Annotated in this window: 24 protein-coding genes; 9 read left to right on the top strand and 15 right to left on the bottom strand. The window is 66.5% G+C overall.

Translation table 11 applies throughout. From position 1 onward, the window contains the following. Positions 1–3: 3 nt before the first annotated feature. Positions 4–396 (bottom strand): MAPEG family protein, encoded by a 393-nt coding sequence (locus ACZ5XO_RS06340; RefSeq protein ID WP_464164424.1) that lies wholly within the window; start codon positions 394–396, stop codon positions 4–6. Positions 397–465: 69 nt separating this feature from the next. Further along, positions 466–1,923, bottom strand: coding sequence for an IMP dehydrogenase (guaB, locus tag ACZ5XO_RS06335; RefSeq protein WP_464164423.1), 1,458 nt, complete (start codon positions 1,921–1,923; stop codon positions 466–468). A 141-nt stretch (positions 1,924–2,064) separates the two neighbouring features. On the opposite strand from guaB, the gene ACZ5XO_RS06330 reads away from it, so the two are divergent. Next, entirely contained in the window at positions 2,065–2,610 is a 546-nt protein-coding gene (locus ACZ5XO_RS06330) for a DUF2061 domain-containing protein (protein WP_464164422.1), read from the top strand. Between the two features lie 88 nt (positions 2,611–2,698). On the opposite strand, the gene ACZ5XO_RS06325 is transcribed toward ACZ5XO_RS06330, so the two are convergent. Next, a complete protein-coding gene (locus tag ACZ5XO_RS06325) occupies positions 2,699–3,421 on the bottom strand; it encodes an RlmE family RNA methyltransferase (RefSeq protein WP_464164421.1) in 723 nt (240 codons plus the stop codon). Positions 3,422–3,499: 78 nt separating this feature from the next. Between ACZ5XO_RS06325 and ACZ5XO_RS06320 the strand changes: the two genes are divergently transcribed. Next, positions 3,500–3,964 carry a peptidylprolyl isomerase gene (locus tag ACZ5XO_RS06320; protein WP_464164420.1) on the top strand — a complete coding sequence of 155 codons (465 nt, stop codon included), beginning with the start codon at positions 3,500–3,502 and terminating at the stop codon, positions 3,962–3,964. A gap of 132 nt (positions 3,965–4,096) precedes the next feature. Here the strand turns inward: ACZ5XO_RS06320 and ACZ5XO_RS06315 are convergent, their stop codons facing one another. Both ACZ5XO_RS06315 and ACZ5XO_RS06310 read right to left on the bottom strand, forming a co-directional pair. Further along, a complete protein-coding gene (locus tag ACZ5XO_RS06315) occupies positions 4,097–4,642 on the bottom strand; it encodes a hypothetical protein (RefSeq protein ID WP_464164419.1) in 546 nt (181 codons plus the stop codon). Beyond that, positions 4,642–5,604, bottom strand: coding sequence for a M20/M25/M40 family metallo-hydrolase (locus ACZ5XO_RS06310; RefSeq protein WP_464164418.1), 963 nt, complete (start codon positions 5,602–5,604; stop codon positions 4,642–4,644). The genes ACZ5XO_RS06315 and ACZ5XO_RS06310 overlap by 1 nt, the downstream gene beginning before the upstream one ends. A gap of 141 nt (positions 5,605–5,745) precedes the next feature. Here ACZ5XO_RS06310 and ligA point away from each other — a divergent pair, with 141 nt between their 5' ends. The 3 genes from ligA (at position 5,746) to ACZ5XO_RS06295 (ending at position 9,295) form a co-directional block, all read left to right on the top strand. After that, positions 5,746–8,064, top strand: a complete 2,319-nt coding sequence (gene ligA / locus ACZ5XO_RS06305) for an NAD-dependent DNA ligase LigA (protein ID WP_464164417.1) — start codon at positions 5,746–5,748, stop codon at positions 8,062–8,064. Beyond that, positions 8,043–8,693, top strand: a complete 651-nt coding sequence (locus ACZ5XO_RS06300; RefSeq protein ID WP_464164416.1) for a 3'-5' exonuclease — start codon at positions 8,043–8,045, stop codon at positions 8,691–8,693. The genes ligA and ACZ5XO_RS06300 overlap by 22 nt, the downstream gene beginning before the upstream one ends. A gap of 179 nt (positions 8,694–8,872) precedes the next feature. Further along, complete coding sequence (locus ACZ5XO_RS06295) at positions 8,873–9,295, top strand: DUF2147 domain-containing protein (protein WP_464164415.1); 423 nt, start codon at positions 8,873–8,875, stop codon at positions 9,293–9,295. A 62-nt stretch (positions 9,296–9,357) separates the two neighbouring features. On the opposite strand, the gene ACZ5XO_RS06290 is transcribed toward ACZ5XO_RS06295, so the two are convergent. The 5 genes from ACZ5XO_RS06290 to ACZ5XO_RS06270 form a co-directional block, all read right to left on the bottom strand. Beyond that, positions 9,358–10,341, bottom strand: coding sequence for an aldo/keto reductase (locus ACZ5XO_RS06290; RefSeq protein WP_464164414.1), 984 nt, complete (start codon positions 10,339–10,341; stop codon positions 9,358–9,360). A 92-nt stretch (positions 10,342–10,433) separates the two neighbouring features. Beyond that, positions 10,434–11,126, bottom strand: a complete 693-nt coding sequence (locus tag ACZ5XO_RS06285; RefSeq protein ID WP_464164413.1) for an LrgB family protein — start codon at positions 11,124–11,126, stop codon at positions 10,434–10,436. Then, positions 11,123–11,506, bottom strand: coding sequence for a CidA/LrgA family protein (locus tag ACZ5XO_RS06280; RefSeq protein WP_464164412.1), 384 nt, complete (start codon positions 11,504–11,506; stop codon positions 11,123–11,125). The genes ACZ5XO_RS06285 and ACZ5XO_RS06280 overlap by 4 nt, the downstream gene beginning before the upstream one ends. Before the next feature lie 4 nt (positions 11,507–11,510). Further along, the gene (locus ACZ5XO_RS06275; protein ID WP_464164411.1) at positions 11,511–13,334 is read right to left on the bottom strand and encodes an aminopeptidase P family protein; all 1,824 of its coding nucleotides are present in this window, start codon (positions 13,332–13,334) and stop codon (positions 11,511–11,513) included. A gap of 165 nt (positions 13,335–13,499) precedes the next feature. Continuing rightward, positions 13,500–14,366 (bottom strand): 50S ribosomal protein L11 methyltransferase, encoded by an 867-nt coding sequence (locus tag ACZ5XO_RS06270; RefSeq protein ID WP_464164410.1) that lies wholly within the window; start codon positions 14,364–14,366, stop codon positions 13,500–13,502. An 82-nt stretch (positions 14,367–14,448) separates the two neighbouring features. Between ACZ5XO_RS06270 and ACZ5XO_RS06265 the strand changes: the two genes are divergently transcribed. Further along, complete coding sequence (locus ACZ5XO_RS06265) at positions 14,449–15,090, top strand: hypothetical protein (protein WP_464164409.1); 642 nt, start codon at positions 14,449–14,451, stop codon at positions 15,088–15,090. 85 nt (positions 15,091–15,175) lie between these two features. Here the strand turns inward: ACZ5XO_RS06265 and ACZ5XO_RS06260 are convergent, their stop codons facing one another. The 3 genes from ACZ5XO_RS06260 to ACZ5XO_RS06250 form a co-directional block, all read right to left on the bottom strand. Continuing rightward, positions 15,176–15,385, bottom strand: coding sequence for a DUF3126 family protein (locus tag ACZ5XO_RS06260; protein WP_105564438.1), 210 nt, complete (start codon positions 15,383–15,385; stop codon positions 15,176–15,178). A 93-nt stretch (positions 15,386–15,478) separates the two neighbouring features. Further along, the gene (gene cysE / locus ACZ5XO_RS06255; protein ID WP_464164408.1) at positions 15,479–16,300 is read right to left on the bottom strand and encodes a serine O-acetyltransferase; all 822 of its coding nucleotides are present in this window, start codon (positions 16,298–16,300) and stop codon (positions 15,479–15,481) included. Positions 16,301–16,327: 27 nt separating this feature from the next. After that, positions 16,328–16,957, bottom strand: coding sequence for an NUDIX domain-containing protein (locus ACZ5XO_RS06250; protein ID WP_464164407.1), 630 nt, complete (start codon positions 16,955–16,957; stop codon positions 16,328–16,330). A gap of 45 nt (positions 16,958–17,002) precedes the next feature. On the opposite strand from ACZ5XO_RS06250, the gene ACZ5XO_RS06245 reads away from it, so the two are divergent. Continuing rightward, positions 17,003–17,599 (top strand): nitroreductase family protein, encoded by a 597-nt coding sequence (locus tag ACZ5XO_RS06245; protein WP_464164406.1) that lies wholly within the window; start codon positions 17,003–17,005, stop codon positions 17,597–17,599. A gap of 172 nt (positions 17,600–17,771) precedes the next feature. Here ACZ5XO_RS06245 and ACZ5XO_RS06240 read toward each other — a convergent pair whose 3' ends face one another. Continuing rightward, positions 17,772–18,629 carry a DUF817 domain-containing protein gene (locus ACZ5XO_RS06240; protein WP_464164405.1) on the bottom strand — a complete coding sequence of 286 codons (858 nt, stop codon included), beginning with the start codon at positions 18,627–18,629 and terminating at the stop codon, positions 17,772–17,774. A 155-nt stretch (positions 18,630–18,784) separates the two neighbouring features. Between ACZ5XO_RS06240 and ACZ5XO_RS06235 the strand changes: the two genes are divergently transcribed. Further along, entirely contained in the window at positions 18,785–20,161 is a 1,377-nt protein-coding gene (locus ACZ5XO_RS06235; protein ID WP_464164404.1) for an SIR2 family protein, read from the top strand. A gap of 20 nt (positions 20,162–20,181) precedes the next feature. On the opposite strand, the gene queF is transcribed toward ACZ5XO_RS06235, so the two are convergent. Continuing rightward, complete coding sequence (gene queF, locus ACZ5XO_RS06230) at positions 20,182–20,643, bottom strand: preQ(1) synthase (protein ID WP_207826552.1); 462 nt, start codon at positions 20,641–20,643, stop codon at positions 20,182–20,184. A 359-nt stretch (positions 20,644–21,002) separates the two neighbouring features. On the opposite strand from queF, the gene ACZ5XO_RS06225 reads away from it, so the two are divergent. Beyond that, positions 21,003–21,929 carry an NAD(P)H-dependent flavin oxidoreductase gene (locus ACZ5XO_RS06225; protein ID WP_464164403.1) on the top strand — a complete coding sequence of 309 codons (927 nt, stop codon included), beginning with the start codon at positions 21,003–21,005 and terminating at the stop codon, positions 21,927–21,929. Positions 21,930–21,947: the final 18 nt, after the last annotated feature.

Below are 21,947 nucleotides of genomic sequence, written 5' to 3'. Positions count from 1 at the left end.
GGATCAGATGAAAAGGGCCGTGAAGATCATGATCAGTCCCGCGAGCGAGACCAGCCAGACCAGCGACCGGATATAGGGCACGCCAAGGGCGTAAAGCGGAACATAGGCGACGCGCGCCCAGAAATAGAGGGCGACGCCCCACAGGGTCAGGGCGCTCTCCGCACCCGTGACGTGGGCGATCAGGACAGCGCCGATGAACAGCGGCAGGGTCTCATAGAGGTTGCTCTGGGCTCTTTCGAGGCGACCGACGACGGGGTTATGCGACTCCGGCGTCCGATCCCGCGCCCCGGCGTTCCAGCCGACGCCGAACTCCAGCGTCCGTGCGCCTGCGGGCAGAAGTATCTGCACCAGGGCCAGGACCAGGGTCGCGACCAGATAGATCAGTTCAGTCGTCACGCCCCGGCCCTCCGCAACCCGTCAAAACGAAACCGCTCCCGATCCGAAGACCGGGAGCGGATCAGGGGATCAGCCCTGACGATAGTTCGGCGCCTCGCGCGTGATCATCACGTCGTGGACATGGCTTTCGCGCAGGCCCGCATTGGTGATGCGCACGAAACGGGCGCGTTCCTGGAAGTCCTTGATCGTCGCGCCGCCGACGTAACCCATGGAGGCGCGTAGCCCCCCGACCATCTGGTGGATGACCGGTGCTATCGGCCCCTTGTAGGCGGTCTGGCCCTCGATGCCTTCCGGCACCAGCTTCTCGGACGAGACTTCCTTCTGGAAGTAGCGATCCGCCGAACCCGCGCCCATGGCGCCGACCGAGCCCATGCCGCGGTAAGACTTGTAGCTGCGGCCCTGATACAGGAAGACCTCGCCGGGGCTTTCGTCGGTGCCGGCGAACATCGAGCCCATCATGGCGACGCTGGCGCCGGCCGCGATGGCCTTGGCCATGTCGCCCGAATACTTGATGCCGCCGTCGGCGATGACCGTGGCGCCCGTGCCCTTGGCGGCGCGGGCCGAATCCATGATGGCCGTCAGCTGCGGCACGCCCACGCCGGCGACGATGCGGGTGGTGCAGATCGAGCCCGGGCCGATGCCGACCTTCACGGCGTCGGCGCCCGCGTCGATCAGGGCGCGGGTGGCGTCATAGGTGGCGACGTTGCCGGCGATGATCTGCAGACGGTTGTTCTCGCGCTTGATGCGCTCGACCACCTGGGCCACCGAGGCCGAGTGACCGTGGGCGGTGTCGATCACCACCACGTCGGCGCCGGCTTCCGCCAGGGCCATGGCCCGCTCGTAGCCGGCGTCGCCGACCGTCGAGGCGGCCCCGACCAGCAGGCGACCCTGCTCGTCCTTGGCGGCGTTCGGGAAGGCCTGGGCCTTCTCGATGTCCTTCATCGTGATCAGGCCGACCGCGCGATAGTCCTCGTCGACGACGATGACGCGTTCGATCTTGCGGGTGCGCAGCAGGTTCCGGGCCTCTTCACGACCGGCGCCCTCGCGCACGGTGATCAGGTCGCCGGTCGTCATCAGGGCCGAGGCCTTGATCGACGGGTCGCCTTCGAAACGCATGTCGCGGTTGGTCAGCATGCCGACCAGCTTGCCCGTCGCCGGATCGACCACCGGGAAGCCGGTGATCTTCTTGGCGGCGACGATCTGACGAACCTCGCCCAAGGTCGTGTCGGGCGAGACGGTCACCGGGTTGATGACCATGCCGCTTTCATAGCGCTTGACGGCGCGGACCTGCTCGGCCTGCTCCTCGATGGTCATGTTGCGATGAAGCACGCCCAGACCGCCGGCCTGCGCCATGGCGATGGCCAGCCGGCTTTCGGTCACCGTGTCCATGGCGGACGACAGCAGCGGGATGTTCAGTTTGATGCTGCGCGTCAGCTGGGTCGAGACGTCCGCCATCGCTGGCATGATCTCGGATGCGCCGGGTTCGAGCAAAACATCGTCGAAGGTGAGGCCTTCGCGTATCTCCATGGGGGAGTCTCCGTTTTGCGGGCCGCGTATAACGCCCCATGCCGGGGAACCGCAACCCCAGGCGGGAGCTATGCTGAGAATAAGAGGAATTGCCTTGAACCTGAGCCGCGCTCGCCACATGTTTCGATAATGGTTCGCATCTTGATCAGCACCGCCCGTCGCCTCGCGCTCAAGATCGCGAGCTATGGCGCCATGCACCTGATCGTGGCGATCCTGACGGCTTTCGCCCTGACGCGTGACTGGCGCATCGCTCTGGCGGTCGGCGTGGTCGAACCCGTCTTCCAGACGGTGGCCTATTCGATCCACGATCGCGTCTGGCACCGGATCGAACGCCGCAAGATGCTGTCGGGCGTCGAAGAGACGGCCGAGGCCTTCACCGCTCGTCTGGAACTGATGGACGCCCACGAGCAAAACCGGGCGCACAATCACCACGGCCATCACGGCCACAGCCACGCCCTGCCGCGCAGCCTGAAGCAGGTAGCGCTGAAGACCGTGACCTATGGCGTCATGCACTTCACCGTGGCGGTTCTGGTGGCCTTCGCCCTGACCCGCGACTGGCGCATCGCCCTGGCCATCGGCACGGTCGAGCCCCTGGTGCAAACGGTCTTCTTTACACTTCACGACCGCATCTGGACACGGATCGAGGTCAGGAAGGCGCAACGCGCGGCGCAAGCCGCGACGGCCTGAACCGACCTAGACGCCCATCCCGCCCGCCTCGATCCTCGGATCAAGCCCGAGGATGTCGGCCGAGATACAGGCGGCGGTCGCCTGAGCCCTACTTCTTGTTCAGCGCCACCAGAAACACCTCGGCGCTGCCCTTACGGCTCGATTCCGGCTTCACATACTTCACCGTCTCGAACTCCTCGCGCAGACGGGCCAGCACGCCCCCGGCGTCGCCGCCCTGGAAGTTCTTGGACACGAAGTTCCCGCCCGGCTTCAGCGTGCGGATGGCGAAGTCAGCGGCGATCTCGATCAGGGCGATGATCTTCAGGTGGTCGGTCTTGCGATGGCCCACGGTGTTATGCGCCATGTCCGACAGCACCAGATCCGGCCGTCCGCCGATAGCGTCGATCAGTTGCTGGTCCACGCCCGGATGGGTGAAGTCGGCCTGAATCAGGGTCGCGCCGGGGACCGGCTCGATCATCAACAGGTCCACGCCCGCCACCGCCGCCGCGCCGCGATCCAGCGCCACCTGCACCCAACCCCCCGGCGCCGCGCCCAGGTCAATGACGCGCGAACCCTTCCTGATCAGGCGGAACCGGTCGTCGATCTCGATCAGCTTGAAGGCCGCACGACTGCGCCAGCCCTCGGCCCGCGCCCGCTCGGACCATTTGTCCGACAGTTGGCGCTTGATCCACTGCTGGCTCGACATGGACTTGGTGTCGGCCGTCTTCATCTTCTGGCCCAGGCCGCGCCCGGCGGCGGTGCCGCCCGTGGGCGGGCGCACCATCCGGCGGCGTTCCGGCGGCTTCTCGGAGGGCTTTTCGTCGTCAGTCATGCTTACCACATAGCCGTGACAGCGTTCAGCCGCTATGACCCGCGCATAATTCTAGCCTTCCACCCCAAGGAGAGCCTCATGGCCGACCAAACCCTGACCTTCACCCTCGACACCGGCGACGGCGAAGAGCGCAACGTCGTGATCAAGCTGCGCCCCGACCTGGCGCCGAACCACGTCAAGCAGATCACCGACCTGGCTTCGGAAGGCTTCTATGACGGCGTCGTCTTCCACCGCGTGATCCCGGGCTTCATGGCCCAGGGCGGCGACCCGACCGGCACCGGCACCTCGGGCTCGTCCAAGCCGAACCTGAAGCAGGAGTTCTCGGCCGAGCCGCACGTCCGCGGCGTCTGCTCGATGGCCCGCACCGCCAACCCCGACAGCGCCAACTCGCAGTTCTTCATCTGCTTCGACGACGCCCGTTTCCTGGACAAACAGTACACCGTCTGGGGCGAAGTGATCGAAGGCATGGACCATGTCGACGCCCTGCCCAAGGGCGAGCCGCCCCGCGCTCCGGGCAAGATCGTCAAGGCGACCGTCGCCTGAGGATCTTCCCCTCCCCACTCTGTGGGGAGGGGGACCACAAAGTGGTGGAGGGGCTGCGACGCTTGAAACGGCCCCTCCGTCACGGCGCTAACGCGCCGCGCCACCTCCCCATTGCATGGGGAGGAGAAGGGATCAGTCCCCCGCCCACCACCGCATCGATACCTTGTTGAAGGTCCGGTTTCCGACCTTGAGCGTCCCCGTCAGGACGACGCCCCTGTCTCCCAGATTGCGCCGCGCCGTCGCCAGCGCCCCCTGGTCGAGCTTCCCATCGAACGACACCGCGCCCAGGCCTCCCGACAGGGCCTGAACCCGCACCCGATCCTCGGTCACGTCATAACCCGCCGGAATCAGCCGCAGCCGACGCCGGTTCCCGCTTTCCAGCGGCGGGCCGACCATGTCCTCGAACTCGATCATCACCGGCGCAAAGCCCGCCGGATGCTGGCCGCCCTCCCAGGCGATGAAGTCCGGGACCTGCCCCATGAAGACGTGGTGCAGCCGCCAGTTGTCGACCCTCACCTCCTCGGTCGGCAGGTAGTAGCCGGATACGTCTTCAGGCAGGTCGTGCTTGAAGGCTGCCGCCTTCGCCGCCGTCGGCGCCTCCGGCGTCTTTGCCGGTCGGTCACAGGCCGCCAGCGCCAGCAGTCCGGTCAGGGCCGCAACGGCAAACGCCCGCTTCATCACTGATCCAGCCACTGATCCAGGGCCCGGAAGCCCTCGATCGCCAGCTCGGTCGAGGACTGGAAGGTGGCCGGCACGATCTTCTCGAAGTCGTCGCTCGGGCGGTGATAATCGGCATGATAGTTCACGCCGAAATAGAGGAAGGGCAGGCCCGCGCGGTGGAAGGCGGCGTGGTCCGAGGCCTCGACCCAGTTGTCGGCGCCCTTGTCCTCGGGCGTGTCCTTGCCGAAGGCCAGCGACACCGTCCCGCGCGGCGCGATCCGCTCCAGCACCGGGCGGAAATAGGGATGCTGATAGGTGCCGGTGACCCACAGCTTGCCGTCGCTGTCGGCCCGCGCCGTCATGTCGAAGTTGAGGTTCATGGAGATCGACGACAGCGGCACCGGCGGCGCCTCGACGAAATGCTTGGCCCCCAGAAGCCCCCGCTCCTCGCCGTCCAGGGCGACGATCAGAACGGTATGCTCCGGCGGATTGGCCTTCAGCCGTTTGGCCAGTTCCAGCATGGTCGCCACGCCCGAGGCGTTGTCGTCGGCGCCGTTGTAGACCTGACCGTCATTGACGCCCACGTGGTCGTAGTGGGCCGTGATCACGATGTACTTGTCCGCCACGCGCGTCCCCGGAATGACGCCGATGATGTTGGTCCCGCTGAAGGTCTTCACGCCTTCGCGCGTGCGGCCCTGCATCTCCCACGGCTGCAACCGCCCCATCGACGACGGCTGAACGCCCAAGGCCTCCAGCCGTCCGACGATGTAGTCGCGGGCCTTGGCCCCGCCTTCCGAGCCCGTGTCGCGGCCCTGCATGTCGTCCGCCGACAGGATGCGCAGGTCGTCCATCAGCTGAGTATAGTCGGCGGCGGTCGCCGCGACGGGACCCGTCGCATCCGCTTCGGGCGTCGTGGTCTCACAGGCGGCCAGCGTCAGGGCGGCGGCGATGGCGGTCAGGCTGGCGAGAACAGGACGCATGAAGGGCTCCGGAATATCAGTCGGCGGGACGCTAGCGGGCCAAGCTTGTCGCGTCAGATTACGTTTCTGTCATGGACGCTGCGATCTCGTGGCCGCCGGTGCTAAACAGCGCGACTGAACAAGGCTGACCGCGCGATTCCCATGTCCGAAACTCCCGTCGAAACCCTGACCGAAGACCAGGCCCGCGAGGAGTTGGCGCAACTGTCGGCCGAACTGGCCCGCCACGACGCCCTCTACTACGCCGACGCCGCGCCCGAGATTTCCGACGCCGACTACGACGAGCTGAAGCGCCGCGCCCTGGCCATCGAAGCCGCCTTCCCCGCCCTGACCAGCCCCGTCTCGCCGTCGCAACGGGTCGGCGCCCCGGTTTCCAGCCAGTTCGCCGAGGTCCGCCACGGCGTGCCCATGCTGTCGCTGGACAACGCCTTCGACGACGGCGAGGTGCGCGACTTCGTGGCCCGCATCGCCCGCTTCCTGAAACTACCGGGCGACGAACCCATCGCCTTTGTCGCCGAGCCCAAGATCGACGGCCTGTCCGCCAGCCTGCGCTATGAAAAGGGCGTTCTGGTCCAGGGCGCCACGCGCGGCGACGGCAAGACCGGCGAAGACGTGACCGCCAACCTGCGCACGCTCGCATCCATCCCCCAGACCCTGACCGGCTCGGGCTGGCCCGACGTCATCGAGATCCGCGGCGAGGTCTATGCTCCCAACGACGCCTTCGACGCCTTCAACGCCGCCGCCGAAGCGGAAGGCCGCCGCACCTACGCCAACCCGCGCAACTTCGCCGCCGGTTCGCTGCGCCAGAAGGATCCGAAGATCACAGCCCTGCGCCCCCTGACCTTCTTCGCCTACGCCTGGGGCGAAACCTCGGCCCCGTTCGCCGAGACGCAGCACGGCGCACTGGAGGCCTTCCGCGCATGGGGCTTCCAGGTCAACGAGCGCTCGACCCGCGTCGAGGGCGCCGAAGGCCTGATCGACGTCTATCGCGGACTGGAAGCCGACCGCGCCCGTCTCGGCTACGACATCGACGGCGTGGTCTACAAGGTCGACCGGCTGGACTGGCAGCAGCGCCTCGGCTTCATCGCCCGCAGTCCCCGCTGGGCCATCGCTCACAAGTTCCCGGCGCAACAGGCGACGACCGTGCTGGAAGGCATCGACATCCAGGTCGGCCGCACCGGCTCCCTGACCCCCGTCGCCCGCCTGCACCCCGTCACCGTCGGCGGCGTCGTGGTGCGCAACGCCACCTTGCACAACGAGGACGAGATCGCCCGCAAGGACGTGCGCATCGGCGACACCGTCATCCTGCAACGCGCCGGCGACGTCATTCCCCAGATCGTCGGCGTGGTGGAAAACCTGCGCCCCGAAGGCGCCGTGCCCTTCGCCTTCCCCCACGTCTGCCCCGTCTGCGGATCGGAGGCCGTGCGCGAGGGCGACGAGGTCAAACGCCGCTGCACCGGCGGCCTGATCTGCGACGCCCAGATCGTCGAGCGGTTAAAGCACTTCGTCAGCCGCCGCGCCTTTGACATTGAAGGGCTTGGAGAAAAGCAGCTGATCGCCTTCCACGCGCGCGGCTGGATCAAGGAACCGGCGGACATCTTCCGCCTCGCCCGCGACGAGGAAAAGCTGGCCCTGCTGCGAGCCGAGGACGGCTATGGCGAGACCAGCGTCCGCAACCTGATCGCCGGAATCAACGCCCGCCGCACCATCAGCCTCGACCGCCTGATCTTCGGTCTGGGCGTGCCCGACATCGGCGAGCAGACCTCGCTGGTCCTGTCGCGCGCCTTCGGCAGCTGGACCGCCTTCAAGGACGCCTGCATGGCCGCCTCCAATGGTCTGGCCAGCGACGACTGGAAGACGCTGGCCGCCACCCACGCCATCTCCACCCGCGTCCTGACCCTGATGGCCGAGGCGACGCCGCCCGCAGACGATCCCTGGCCCGAGGCGCCGATGGATCAGAAGATCGCCCTCGCCTTCCCCGGCATGGCCGCCCCCGCCCGCCGCTCGCTGGCGGAAATCTCCGAAGGTTGGAACGACCTGACCCGCTGGGCCGCCGTGGCGCGCAACGAGGGCCCGTCCGAGATCCTGAACCAGATCGCGGGCGTCTCTGGCGTCGGGCCGGTCGCCGCCGAAGCCCTGGCCCACTTCTTCCACGAGCCGCATAATCAGGCCGTCATGGACGCCCTGCTGGCCGAACTGGATGCCGTCGAGGACGTGGCCGCCCCGACGACCGACAGCCCCGTGGCGGGCAAGACCGTCGTCTTCACCGGCTCGCTGGAACGCTTCACCCGCGACGAAGCCAAGGCCCGCGCCGAAAGTCTGGGCGCCAAGGTCTCGGGCTCGGTCTCGAAGAAGACCGACTATGTCGTCGCCGGCCCCGGCGCCGGGTCCAAGCTGAAGGACGCCGAGAAACACGGCGTCGCCGTCCTGACCGAGGACGAGTGGCTGGCCCTCATCGCCTGAACTATGATCGCCTGATGCACGCCGTCGCCATAGACTTCGAAACCGCCAACGAGCAGAGGTCCAGCCCCTGCTCCATCGGCCTCGCCTGGATCAACGACGGCGTCATCGAATCCGTCGAGCACCACTACATCCGCCCGCCGGGAATGCGCTTCGCCAGCTTCAACATCGCCTTCCACGGCATCGGCCCGGAGCAGGTCGAGGACGCCGAGGAATTCCCGGCGGTCCTGGCCGCCATCGCCCCGCGCCTGCAGGGCCGCACCGTGCTGGCCCACAACGCCGCCTTCGACGTCAGCGTCATCCGCGGGACCTGCGACCACTACGGCCTGACCTATCCCGAGTTCGACTACCTCTGCACCGTCAAGCTGGCCCAGATCACCTGGCCGGAGTTCGCCTCGCACAAGCTGAACAACGTTTGCGCCGAGCTGGGCATCCGGTTCAAACACCACGACGCCGCCGAAGACGCCTTCGCCTGCGCCTCGGTCGCGCTGGAGGCGCTGCAAATGCATCGGGCCGCCTGCGCCGCCACGCTCGCCGGCGCGACCGGCGTCAGCCTCGGTCGCCTGCACGCCGCCGGCTACAGCCCCTGCTCCTCGGCCGGCTCGCGCCCGCGCCGACCACGCGTCGCCTGACGAATGGCGGAAAGCGCCCAAAATCCATCGCCTTAGTCGTCCAACGCGCTCAAACATTGACCTAAGGTCATGTAATCATTGAGCGAATGTCATGAATTTGGGCCTTGTTTCAGACCCAAACCGGTATCACCCTTCATCGACAAGGATCGGCTCAACGATCCGTCTGAAGGAATACGCCGATGAAGTTCTCCGTCCTGGCGGCCGCCGCCGTCGTCGCTGCGGCCCTGGCCTCGCCCGCCCTCGCCGGCGACCCCACCGGCCTGTGGCAGACGCCCACCAACGGCGGTCAGGTCCGCATCACCCGCTGCGGTCAGGCCCTGTGCGGCGCCCTGGTGACCTCGGACCACATCCGCGCCCAGCCCAACGCCCGCGACGAGCACAACAAGGACGCCAGCCAGCGCAACCGCCCCCTGCGCGGCCTGACCATGCTCAGCGGCTTTACCGGCGGCCCCACCGAGTGGCGCGGCGGCTCGGTCTATAATCCGGCGGACGGCGGCACCTATCGCGGCACCATCACCATGACCAACGACAATTCCTTGCGCCTGCGCGGCTGCATCGTCGCCCCCCTGTGCAAGACCCAGACCTGGACCCGCATCCAGTAGCCGAGGCGCACAGCCTGAACGAAAAACGCCTCCCCCGCGATCGCGAGGGAGGCGTTTTCACATCAGCGGTTCAGCGAGCTCATGCCGCCGGGCGCATAGCGCTCGCCCGCCGCCGCCCCGCGCGGGAAGACGGCCTCGATCCGCGCCAGATCATCCGGCGTCAGCACGATATCCGCCGCCGCCGCGTTCTGCTCCAGCGTCGCGATGCGGCGCGTGCCGGGGATGGGGACCAGATCCTCCCCCTGCGCCAGCACCCAGGCCAGGGCCAGTTGCGCCGCCGTCACGCCCTTGTCCGCCGCGATGGCGCCGACCGCGTCGACCAGATCGAGGTTCTTCTGGAAGTTGTCGCCTGCAAAACGCGGATTGGTCCTGCGGAAGTCGTCCGGCGCCAGGTCGTCGATCGACTTGATCTCGCCCGACAGGAAGCCCCGGCCCAGCGGGCTGTAGGGCACGAAACCGATGCCCAGTTCGCGCACCACGCCCAGCAGCTCTTCCTCCGGATCGCGGCTCCACAGCGAATATTCGGTCTGCAGCGCCGTGATCGGATGCTCGGCGTGGGCGCGGCGCAGGGTGGCGGGCGCCGCCTCCGACAGGCCCAGGAAGCGCACCTTGCCCTCCTTCACCAGTTCAGCCATCGCCCCGACCGTCTCCTCGATCGGCGTATTGGGGTCGATGCGGTGCTGGTAATAGAGGTCGATGTGGTCGACGCCCAGCCGGATCAGGCTGCCCTCGACCGCGCGGCGCACATTGGCGGGCGAGCCGTCCGTGATCGCCGAGCCGTCCGCCTGACGGTTGATGCCGAACTTGGTGGCGATGAAGGCCTCGTCCCTGCGCCCCTTCAGTGCCTTGCCCAGCAGGACTTCATTGGTGTGAGGGCCGTACATCTCGGCCGTATCGAACAGGGTGACGCCCAGGTCGAGGGCGCGGTGGATCACCGCTATGGATTGGGCCTCGTCGGCGCCGCCGTAAAAGGCGCTCATGCCCATGCAGCCCAGACCCACGGCCGAGACCTCAGGGCCGTTACGGCCCAGCTTGCGCATCTTCATCCGCGCATTCCTTCTGATGTGAGGGGGTCGGCGGCGCATCCGCCGACGCGCTTCAGATGGGCGCCGTATGGCCTTATTTCAAGGGGCCCGCCTCAGATCAGACTGGCCACGATGGACAGGATGGTCGCCGTCGCCACCGCGTTCAGCGCCATGCCCAGGCTGGCGAAGGCGCCCGCCGTCTGATCCACCTGAAACGCCCGCGCCGCGCCGAATCCGTGCGCCGACACACCGACCGCAAAGCCTCTGGCTCGCCAATCCCTGATCTTCAGCAGGTTCAGCAGCGGCGTCGCCGTCATCGCCCCGAACACCCCCGACATCAGCACGATCACCGCCGCCAGCGCCGGTATCCCGCCCAGCTGAGAGGCCACCGCCATCCCCACCGGCGTGGTCGTGGCGCGCGGGGCGATGGAGGCCATGATCTCAAGCGGCGCCCCGAACAGCCAGACAATGCCCACGGCGCTGACGATGGCCGTCGCAGCCCCCGCCAGCAGGGCGCAAGCCAGCGGCTTCGCCAGCCGCCGGATCGTCGCCCGCTGCGCCCAGATGGGCACGGCCAGCCCCACCACCGCCGGTCCCAGCAGGAAGCCCAGCACCTGCGTCGCCTCGGCGTATGTCGCATAGGGCGTCTTCGTCGCCAGCAAGACGCCGATCAGCACCGGCGTGGCCAGCAGCACCGGATGGCACAGCGGATGGCGCCCGCTGCGCCGCGACAGGATATCCGCCGCCTCGAACACCACCAGCGTCACCGCCAGCCACAGCAGAGGCGTCGCGATCAGATCGCTCACGACGCGCCCTCCCCCATCTCTGGCTCGGCTTCAGGCTCTGGCTCGTCGCGCCCCGCCACGGCGCGGAACACCAGCGCCGTCACCGCCAGGGTCAACAGGGTTGAGACCGCCACCGCCACGACGATGCCGAGGCCGTAGCGCGACAGGATCGCCCCCTCTTCCATCAGGCCGACGGCGGCGGGCACGAACATGATCGACAGGTGCGCCGTCAGCCAGCCTGTCACCTGGGTCAGCGTCAGCCGCTCCCTCGGCACAAAGGCCAGCCATGCCAGCAACAGCACCATGCCGATCACCGACCCCGGCAGGGGCAGGCCCGTCAGCCGGTGGATCACCTCGCCCGCCAGTTGGCAGACGAGCAGCAGGGCGATGGCGCCGATCATCGCCTTACAGCGGCGCCGTCTGCGCCTTCAGCCATTCCAGCGCCGCCTCGTCCTTCTGCACGCCCTCGGCCAGCAGAGGCCCGACCTTGGCCAGAACCTCGGCGTGATAGGCGTCGACATAGGCCCGCTCGTCCGCCGTCAGCAGCGCCACATCGATCAGACGGCGATCCAGCGGCGCCAGGGTCAGTTGCTCGAACCCGTGCATCGGCCGCTCGCCGCCCGGAACCTGCGCCGGGGCCGTGACGACCTGCAGCGTCTCGATGCGGATGCCCCACTCGCCCTCGCGGTAATAACCCGGCTCGTTCGACAGGATCATGCCGGTCAGCAGCGGCTGGTCCGTGCCCCAGCCGGCGATGCGCTGCGGCCCCTCATGGACGCCCAGATAGGAGCCCACGCCGTGGCCCGTGCCATGGTCGAAGTCGAAGCCTGCGTTCCACAGCGGCTGGCGCGCAATGGCGTCCAGCTGGCGCCCGCTGGTGCCGGCGGGGAAGCGGATCACCGCCATGGCGATATGGCCCTTCAGGACCAGGGTGAACATCCGGCGCTGGTCGGCCGTGCCCTCGCCGATGGCCATGGTGCGGGTCACGTCCGTGGTCCCGTCCAGATACTGGCCGCCGCCGTCCACCAGCAGCAGCGAACCCGCCTCCATCGGCCGGATCTTGGCCCCGACCGGCTTGTAGTGCGGCAGGGCGCCGTTCGGCCCGACCCCGGCGATGGTGTCGAAGGACAGGTCCTTCAACATGCCGGTCGCCTCGCGGAAGCCCTCCAGCGCCTCGACCACCGCCCGCTCGTCCGGCAAGGTCTTCTGCGCCACGGTATCAACCCAGTGCAGGAACCGCGTCAGGGCCGCGCCGTCGCGAATGTGCGCCCGACGGCTGCCCTCGATCTCGACCTCGTTCTTCCGGGCGCGCGGCAGAGCGCAGGGGTCCATGCCGCGAACGATGCTTGCGCCCGCTGCTTCCAGCCGGTCGAAATACCAGGCCGAGGACACGGACGGGTCGATCATCACCTTGCGTCCTGACAGGGCGTCCAGCGCGCCGGGCAGCGCCTCGGGCGCCTCCAGCGTCACGGCGTCGCCCAGCCAGCCGGGCAGTTCGTTCGTCACCTTGACGGGATCCAGGAAGACGCTGGCCGTGCCGTCCGCTTTCACCACCGCCTGTCCCAGCGGCAGCGGCGTGCGGATCACGTCGCCGCCGCGAATGTTGAACAGCCAGGCCAGCGACGACGGCGCCGTCAGCACGGCGGCCTCGGCCCCGGCGTCCGCGATGGCCTTGCCGATGCGGGCGCGCTTGGACGCGGCGTCCTCGCCGGAATAGCGGTCTTCGTGCGGGACCACCGGCGCCTGCGGCTGGGCCGGGCGGGCGTCGCCCCAGGCCAGATCGATCGGATTGGCCTCGACCGCCTTCAGCGTCGCCCCGGCCTTTTCGACGGCCGCGCGCAAGGTCGCCAGCGCGTCAGGGCTGTGCAGGCGCGGATCATAGCCCATGATCGAACCGGCGCTCACGTCTTCCAGCCAGGCGGCCAGCTTGTTCAGCGGCTGGCGCTCGAACAGGGCCTCGTCCGTCTGGGCCTTGGCCTGAACCGTATAGCGGCCGTCGATGAAGACCGCCGCCCTGTCCTTCAGCACCACGCCCGCCCCGGCCGAGCCGGTGAAGCCGCTGACCCAGGCCAGACGCTCGCTGGCGTCGGGCAGGTATTCGTTCTGATGCTCGTCCTCATGCGGGACCAGCAGACCGTCCAGGCCCTGCTTGGCCATTTCGGCGCGAAGCAGAGGCAGGTGTCTGGCCCCGAAGGACGGATCAGTGGTTTCGTCGAATGTCTGGCGCATGAGGGCTCTTATACCCTTCTCCCCTTGCGGGAGAAGGCGCCCCGGAGGGGCGGATGAGGGGTTTCTCAACGCAAAAGGGGTTGCCAGACTTCGATGTCCAGCACCCCCTCATCCGTCTCGCTTCGCGAGCCACCTTCTCCCGCAAGGGGAGAAGGGAATTCGCCCCTACTTCTTCCGCAGTTGCAGCGCGCTCCAGGCGTCATGATGGATCGTCTGCTCCACCACGAAGCCCAGCGGCAGATAGGCTTCCAGAATCCGCTCCTCCTGCGTCCGCAGCAGGCCCGACAGGATGGCGACCCCGCCCGACTTCAGCGCCGCGGCGATCTCGGGCGCCAGAAACACCAGGGGCGCCGCCAGGATGTTGGCGAAGACCAGATCATAGGGCGCATGCTGGGCGATGCGCGCATCGCTCAGGCCGTCGGCGAAATAGAACTCGCACTTCGCGTCATTGATCTGCGCGTTCTCGTTGGCGATGCGGGCCGACGGCTCGTCGATGTCGGTGCCGACGGCGATAGGCGAACCTGTCTTGGCCGCCGCGATGGCCAGCACGCCCGTGCCGCAGCCCACGTCCAGCACCTTCTCGAAGGTCTCGGTCGCCAGCAGATTGTCGAAGGCCTCCAGGCAGCCGACCGTGGTGCCGTGGTGGCCGGTGCCGAAGGCGGCGCCCGCGTCGATCTTCAGATTGACCCGCCCCTCGGGAATCTTGCCCTGATCATGCGCGCCATAGACGAAGAAGCGCCCGGCCTCGACCGGCGGCAGGCCCGACAGGCTCATCGCCAGCCAGTCCGCGTCGGCCAGCTTCTCGACGATCACCTCCAGACCCGGCGTCGCGCGCAGGATCTCTGCGATGCCCTCGGCTTCCTCGTCGGTCGTGGGGAAGGCGTCGATACGCCAGACACCCTTGTCCTCATCCTCTTCCAGAATGGAATAGGTCGCGTTTTCCAGCAGGGGATTGGCGTCGATCGCTTCGGCGGCGGCTTCGGCCGGGGCGCGGTCGCCGCGTGCGATCACTTGAACTGCGGACTCGGACATTTCTCAAACACCGTTATTATGACGAATCGCAACGCGTGCGGGCGTACGGAATGCCCGTGTCCATCTAGGGGTCGGGGTATCCATGGCTAAAGCACCGTCTGAGTCGAAATCTGCTGCACCGAAAGCGGCGCCTGCCGCTTCCAAGCCGAAACCGGCGGCAAAGTCGAGCGCTGCGGCGCCCAAGGCCGCTGCAAAACCGAAGGCCGCGCCGAAAACCGCCGCGCCCAAGGCCGCCGCCGCCGCCAAGCCGGCCGTGAAGGCCGCCGCGCCCAAGGCTGCTCCGAAGGCCGCCGCCAAGCCGGCCGCAAAGGCTGCGCCCAAGGCCGCCGCGAAACCCGCCGCCGCCAAGGCGCCCGCTGCAAAGGCTCCGGCTGCAAAGGCCGCTGCGCCCAAGGCCGCCGCCAAGCCCGCTGCGAAAGCCGCCGCTCCGAAGGCCGCCGCCAAGCCCGCCGTCCCGAAGAAGGCTGCAGCCCCCAAGGCCGCCGCTGCTCCGAAACCCGCCGCCAAGCCGGTCGAGGCGCCCAAGCCCGCCGTCGCCGCCGCTCCGGTTGCGGCTCCGGCCCCTGCGCCCGCGCCGGTCGCCGCCGCCCCGGCGCCCAAGCCGGTCGAAGCGCCCAAGCCCGCCTCCGCTCCGGCGGCTGCGGCTCCGCAACCGGCGCCCGCCGCCGCCGCGCCTCAGCCCGAAAAGAAGAAGGGCTTCTTCGCCCGTCTGTTCGGCTGGTGATCGCCTGAAACGACAAAAGGCCGGAGGGTTCGCCCCTCCGGCCTTTTTCGTGCGCGCTTTCCGGAGAAAGCCCTGAAGGCGCGGCTTAGTCCTGCGGCAGGTCTTCGGCCAGGATCGCCATCTCGAACATGAACGAGCCGGCCTCGTCCTCGTCCTCGAACACCACGCCGATGAACTCGTCATCGACATAGACTTCGGCGGAGTCGGCGACCTTGCGGGCCTTCACCTTGATGCCGCCGTGGTTGAAGGTGCGCTTCAGGTGCGTCTCGACGCGCTTCAGATCGGATTCTTTCACGGGGGTAGCCTCGTTGGTGTCGTTGACGGCGGAACCTAGAGAACACGCCCCCTCATGGGAAGCCCGCGTATCGGGCGTCCACAGGCGGCAGGATCAGATCACGTAATCATAGGCGATGTCGGCCAGGGTATGGTCCATGGTCCGCGCGGGCGCCGCGTCGGTCGGACAGGCCACGACCCGCGCCGGCACCCCGGCCACGGTGCAGCCCGCCGGCACCGGCTTCAGCACCACGGAACCGGACGCCACCTTGGCGTAGTCCCCGACCACGATATTGCCCAGCACCTTGGCCCCAGCGCCCAGCAGGACGCCACGCCCGATCTTGGGGTGACGGTCGCCCCGCTCGGCCCCGGTCCCGCCCAGGGTCACGGCGTGCAGCATGGATACCTCGTCGCCCACCACCGCCGTTTCGCCGATAACGATGCCGGTGCCGTGGTCGACGAAAACGCCCGATCCGATCCGCGCCGCCGGATGGATGTCCAGCTGGAACAGCTCCGAAATCCGGCTCTGGAAATGAAACGCCAGCGTGTCGCGCCCCTGCCCCCACAGCCAATGCGCCACGCGCCACGCCTGCAAGGCCTGGAAGCCCTTGAAATACATGAAGGGCTGCAACAGCGACCGGATCGCCGGGTCGCGGTCCTGCACCGCCTTCAGGTCGGCTTCGGCCGCCGTCAGGATGCCGGGATCGGCCGCGAAGGCCGACAGGGCCACCTCGCGCAGCGACATGGCCCCCAGCTCGGCGTCGCCCAGCTTGCGCGCGATCTGGAAGCTCAGCGCCCCGGCCAGATCGTCATGCGCCAGCACCACGGCGTTCAGCTGCGAGGCCAGCCTCGGCTCCTCGCGCGCGGCCTCCTCGGCTGCGGCGCGCAGCTGCGCCCACAGGTCCGGTTCTTGCGGCACGATTTCCAGCTTGGCCATCGGGCCTCCCGTTTCCGTCACGCGATCCTACGCTCCCAGCATGGCCTGCGCCAGCGCGGCGGGCAGTTCGCCTTCGCGCGCCATATGGTAGGCCTTGTAGGCCGTCGCCACCGTCAGCCCGTCGCGCACGGCCCCGCGCTCGATCTCGGCCAGCAGGTCGCGGAAGGGGACGCGCGCCGCCACGATCACCTCGGTCGGGTCCGGATCGACCGGAACCGCGCTCAGCCCCCAGGCCACCCAGGTCATGGCGCGCTCGTCGGTGATCGAGTTCGACAGGTCCAGATCCAGGGCCGCGCGCCAGCATTCCGCCGCCAGCCCCGCCTCCTCCGCCAGTTCGCGGCGCACGGCGTCAAAGGGGTCCTCGTCCATCGGCGCCCCGCCCTCGGGCATTTCCCAGGAATAACGCATCAGGGCGAAACGGTGCTGCCCCACCAAGGTCACCGTCCCGTCCTCATGCAGAGGCAGAACCCCCGTCCCCACATTCTTCGGCCGCACCACCTGATAGTCGGCCGGCGCGCCCGTCGGCGCCGTCGCTGGGTGCCGCGTCACCTGCATCCACGGCGTGTCGATCAGGACGCTGTCGCCGTGACTGACCCATTTGGGCGGTTCGGGCAGTTGCTCCGCCCAGCGCGGCTTGATGTCGGGAATATCGTGCATGCCTCCGCTATGGCGCCAGGCGTCGCGAAATCCTAGCTAGACGGCATGACCGATCTCAACGCCGCCCTGCCCCTGCCCGTCCGTTCGGACGAAGCCCTGGCCCGTCTGGCCGTCCGCCGCTCGGCCTCGGCCCAGCTTCTGGCCGCCCCCGGCCCGTCCGAGGCCGAGATCGAGCAGATCCTGCACCTCGGCGCCCGCACCCCCGACCACGGCAAGCTCTTCCCCTGGCGTTTCGTCGTCCTGGGCCCGCAGAGCCGCGCCGACCTGTCCGGAGCCCTCGCCGCCCTGGCCGAAAGCCAGAACCGCGTCGACAAGGACCTGGCCGTCCTGGCCAAGCTGGCCAATCCGCCCCTGACCGTCATGGTCGTCTCGACCCCCGTTCAGGGCCACAAGGTCCCGGTCTGGGAGCAGCAGCTGTCCGCCGGCGCCGTCTGCATGAACCTGGAACACGCCGCCGACGCCCTGGGCTATTCGGCCAGCTGGATCACCGACTGGTATGCCTACGACCCCGCCGCCGTCGCCCTGTTCGGCGTTCAGGACGGCGAGACCATCGCCGGCTTCATCCACATCGGAACCCTGACCGAAGCCCCGCTGGAGCGCCCCCGCCCCAACATGGCGCACAAGGTCGAGCGTAGGGCGTAACGCCCTCTCTTCCGTCATCCTCCGGCAAGCCGCGCAGCGGCGCTGACCGGGGGACCCAGCGGCGCCCGTCAGGGCGAAAACTCCACGCGCAACGCCTGCCTCAAAGATCGCCTTCGGCGCCACTGGGTCCCCCGGTCTCGCTACGCTCGCCGGAGGATGACGGAAGAGGAGATCAGCGCCCCTCCTCCTCCGGCCGGTGCACCAGCGACACCAGCACCACCGAAATGATCATCAGCAGGAACCACGCCCCCAGCTTGTTCAGGCTGACCATCTCCCAGCCGTCCGCCTGCCCCGGATAGACCCAGGCCCGCGCGAAGGTCCCCAGGTTCTCCGCGAACCAGATGAACAGGGCCACCAGGAAATAGCCCAGCAGCAGCGGCATCGACCGCCGCCGCCGGTCCGCCGTGAAGTAGAACCAGCCCCGCCCGAACAGCAGCGCCGTCGCGATGAACAGCGCGATCCGCACGTCCGGCAGCCAGTGATGGGCGAAGAAGTTGACATAGATGGCCGCCGCCAGCACCCAGGTCGCCCACAGCGGCGGATACCCCCGCACCCGGATATGGAAGATGCGCTGCACCCGCGCGATGTAGCTGCCGACCGCCGCATACATGAAGCCCGAGAACAGCGGCACCGCCCCGATCCGCAGCAGCGACTCCTCGGGATAGATCCATGACCCGTGATAGGTCTTGAACAGCTCCATGATCGTCCCGGCGATGTGGAACAGGAAGATGACCCGCGCCTCCTCCCAGCTCTCCAGCCTGAAGGCCAGCATCAGCCCCTGAATGGCCAGGGCCCCGACCACCAGAAAGTCATAGCGCGACACCGGCGCCGCATCCGGCCACAGCAGATGCGTCCCGACCAGCAGCACCAGCATGGCCCCGCCGAACAGACAGGCCCACCCCTGCTTCAGCCCGAACCACAGGAACTCATAGGCATACCCCCGCCACCGCCCCCGATCCGCCCACGCCTCGGCGCGGGTCATCAAACGACGGCCCCAGGCTTCGAGCGGGAGACGGGGGGATGGGGTCATGGGCGAGAAGCATACCGTACCGGGAAAGGAATCCCTTCGTTGGAACCGATAGCTCCCCATCGCTCGCAACTCATCAGAGATGGCACATCAGAGGGAAGCAGCATGTGGAAGCCGAAATAGGGTAATGTGCGGAATCAAAACATGAGATTCGTTAAATGGTTAGCGCGGACGACTACGAACAATACCAAACGAAAAACCTCGAGTTCATCGAGGCGATGCTGCAGGGGACTGCTTGCCGCCCCGTATTGTTCCTCGGATCAGGAGTAAGCCGCCGCTTGATCGGCGCTCCAAGCTGGATGGAACTGCTCGCCGCAATTGCAGATAAAGCAGGCATACCAGAAGATAAATTCACATTTCTTTCTCAGAAAGCGGACAACGAACCGATACAACTTGGAACGCTGCTCGCAGACGAAGTTCATGCGTGGGCATGGGCCTCAGGAAAGAATAGCTTCCCATCCGAATATTTCACAAAAGATTTTGAAAAAGAAATATTTATCAAGAAATTAGCGTCAGATATTCTTTCCGATTCTTATCAAAATTCTGTCGATGATTTAGATCAAAACGACGAGGCAGCCCTTCTAAAGAGCGTATCCCCTCACGCTATCATCACCACCAATTTCGATCCGCTGATAGACAAGCTCTTCCCTGACTACGAACTCGTGGTTGGAGAAAAAATAATTCCAATGTCCATGAATATCATGGGAGAGCTTTACAAAATACACGGAACCACTAGCGATCCATCATCACTAGTCCTAACCGAACAAGATTACGCTAGATTTTCCAAGAAGCGTCGCTACATCTCCGCAAAAATGATGACGTATTTTGCCGAATATCCAGTGTTCATATTTGGATACGGATTAGGCGACACCAACGTAAACAGCATAATATCCGACCTAGGCGAGGCCTTAAAAGACAGAGGCGGATCACTCGACAATGTATGCTACATTGAATGGGTAGAGGACGTATCGAAGCTAAAATCACTTAAAGAAGAGCATGCCATTCCAGTCGGCGACGGAAGTCTACCGCCACTAAGAATCAAAACAATCGTTACGTCCGATCTCTCGTGGGTATTCAAAGCTCTAAATGATTACGCCTCCCCATACCCTGTAAATAGCAAAGTTCTAAGGCAACTCGCTGCCCGCGTTGTAAATATCGTTCGCGTCGATGCACCACAGAACAACTTAAAAATAAACTATAAGCACATAGAAAATTTGAACGACAATCCTGAAGAGCTAGCGATGGTCTTAGGGATAGGAAAATCTGAAAATCCCAACCTCAACCACCCTTATGTTCTAACCCAAGTTGGAAATCTTTTAGGGTTCAAAGGCTGGAATGGGGCGAATAAACTCATTCCTGAGGCGAACAAAAAAGTAGGGTACGACATCAAAGCGACCGATGGCGAATACCATGTTGCAATTAAGACGGGCCAGACCAGCACGACTCACAAATACTCTTTGGCATTCGTAGAGCTCCTAAGGGAGATCAAAGACAGCAAGAAAGCGAATGTCGATATCGACGACTTGCTAGCATAATAAAGGTTGGTCGCCCCCCCTCACCCCCGTCCACGATAGGTCGCGACGCCTTGATCCGGCAGCCAGACGCCTTCGATGGGCGCGCCGGTCTGCCAGAAGACGTCGATGGGGATGCCGCCGCGCGGGTACCAGTAGCCGCCGATGCGCAGCCATTTCGGTTGCAGCAGGTCGGCCAGGCGCTTGCCGATGGCGACGGTGCAGTCCTCGTGGAAGGCGCCGTGGTTGCGGAAGCTGGTCAGGTACAGCTTCAGGCTCTTGCTCTCGACCAGCCAGTCGCCCGGCACATAGTCGATGACGATGTGGGCGAAGTCGGGCTGGCCCGTGACCGGGCACAGGCTGGTGAACTCGGGCGCGGTGAAGCGCGCCACATAGAGCGTGTCGGCGTGCGGATTGGGCACGCGTTCCAGCACCGCCTCTTCCGGGTTGGTCGGGGCGGCGGTCTGGGCGCCGAGCTGGGACAGGCTGTCGGTATAGTGCGTCATGCCCGCCATTTAGGCGCTTGGCCCGCCAAAGAAAATCCTGCCGCCGCGCGGGGATTTCCACAATCGACCTGGCGCCCCTCCCCGCCGTGGTAGGATGCGGGTCGCGGACGGATGAGCCTGAGGGGGATTTCAGACGATTCAGACGAATTGGACTCTGTTTTCTCCTCCCCATGTCATGGGGAGGTGGCGCGGCGCCGAAGGCGTCGTGACGGAGGGGCGGGTTGAAGCCAAGCAACCCCTCCACCGCTACGCGGTCCCCCTCCCCATTTCATGGGGAGGAAAGCGTGATTGCCTTCCCCGGCGGCGCCCGGTTAGCGTCCCTTAAAACAACCCGCAGAAACCATTCCAGGAAACAACCCGTGGCCATTCCCGCTTCCCTGCAGTCCGGCCTGAAGCTGCCGGTCATCGCCTCGCCCATGTTCCTGGTGTCCGGGCCGGATCTGGTGGTCGAGGCCTGCAATGCGGGCGTGATCGGCACCTTTCCCTCGCTGAACCAGCGCACGACCGAGGGCTATCGGGAGTGGCTGCAAGAGATCAAGTCGCGCTTGAAGCCCGACGCCGCGCCCTTCGGCGTCAACCACATCGTCCACCCGACCAATCCGCGCCTGATGGCCGACATGATGGTCTCGGTCGAGGAAAAGGTGCCGCTGATCATCACCTCGCTCGGCGCCGTGCGCGACGTGGTGGACGCGGTCCACGGCTATGGCGGCGTGGTCTTCCACGACATCGCCAACGTCCGTCATGCGCGTAAAGCCGCCGAGGCCGGGGTCGACGGCCTGATCCTGGTCGCCAACGGCGCGGGCGGCCACGCGGGCGTCGTGAACCCCTTCGCCCTGATCAACGAGGTCCGCAGCTTCTATGACGGGACCATCATCCTGGCGGGCTGCCTGTCGACGGGTCAGGACGTGGCCGCCGCCCTGATGATGGGCGCCGACTTCGCCTATATGGGCACCCGCTTCATCGCCACGGCCGAAAGCGCGGCCCAGCCCCACTACAAGGACCTGATCGTCGCCTCAGGCTCGGCCGACATCACCTATACGCCCGCCGTCTCGGGCATCCCGGCCAACTTCCTGACCCCCTCGCTGGTTGAGAACAAGATCGACCCGAAGTCCCTGCCCGAACACAAGCTGGACATGGGCGAGGAGGCCAAGGCGTGGAAGACCATCTGGTCGGCGGGGCAAGGTTCCGGCTCGATCCACGACAGCCCCACTACGGCTCAGCTTGTGGCGCGGTTGGCGGACGAGTTTTCACAGGCCTGTGATAAATTCGACAAGAAGCGCCTCTAGGAGCGGCCCTGTCGCTTC

This window comes from Brevundimonas sp. T2-11, assembly GCF_055397675.1.
The sequence above is the reverse complement of the archived record's forward strand: the minus strand, read 5'-3'. Positions and strand labels throughout refer to the sequence as shown.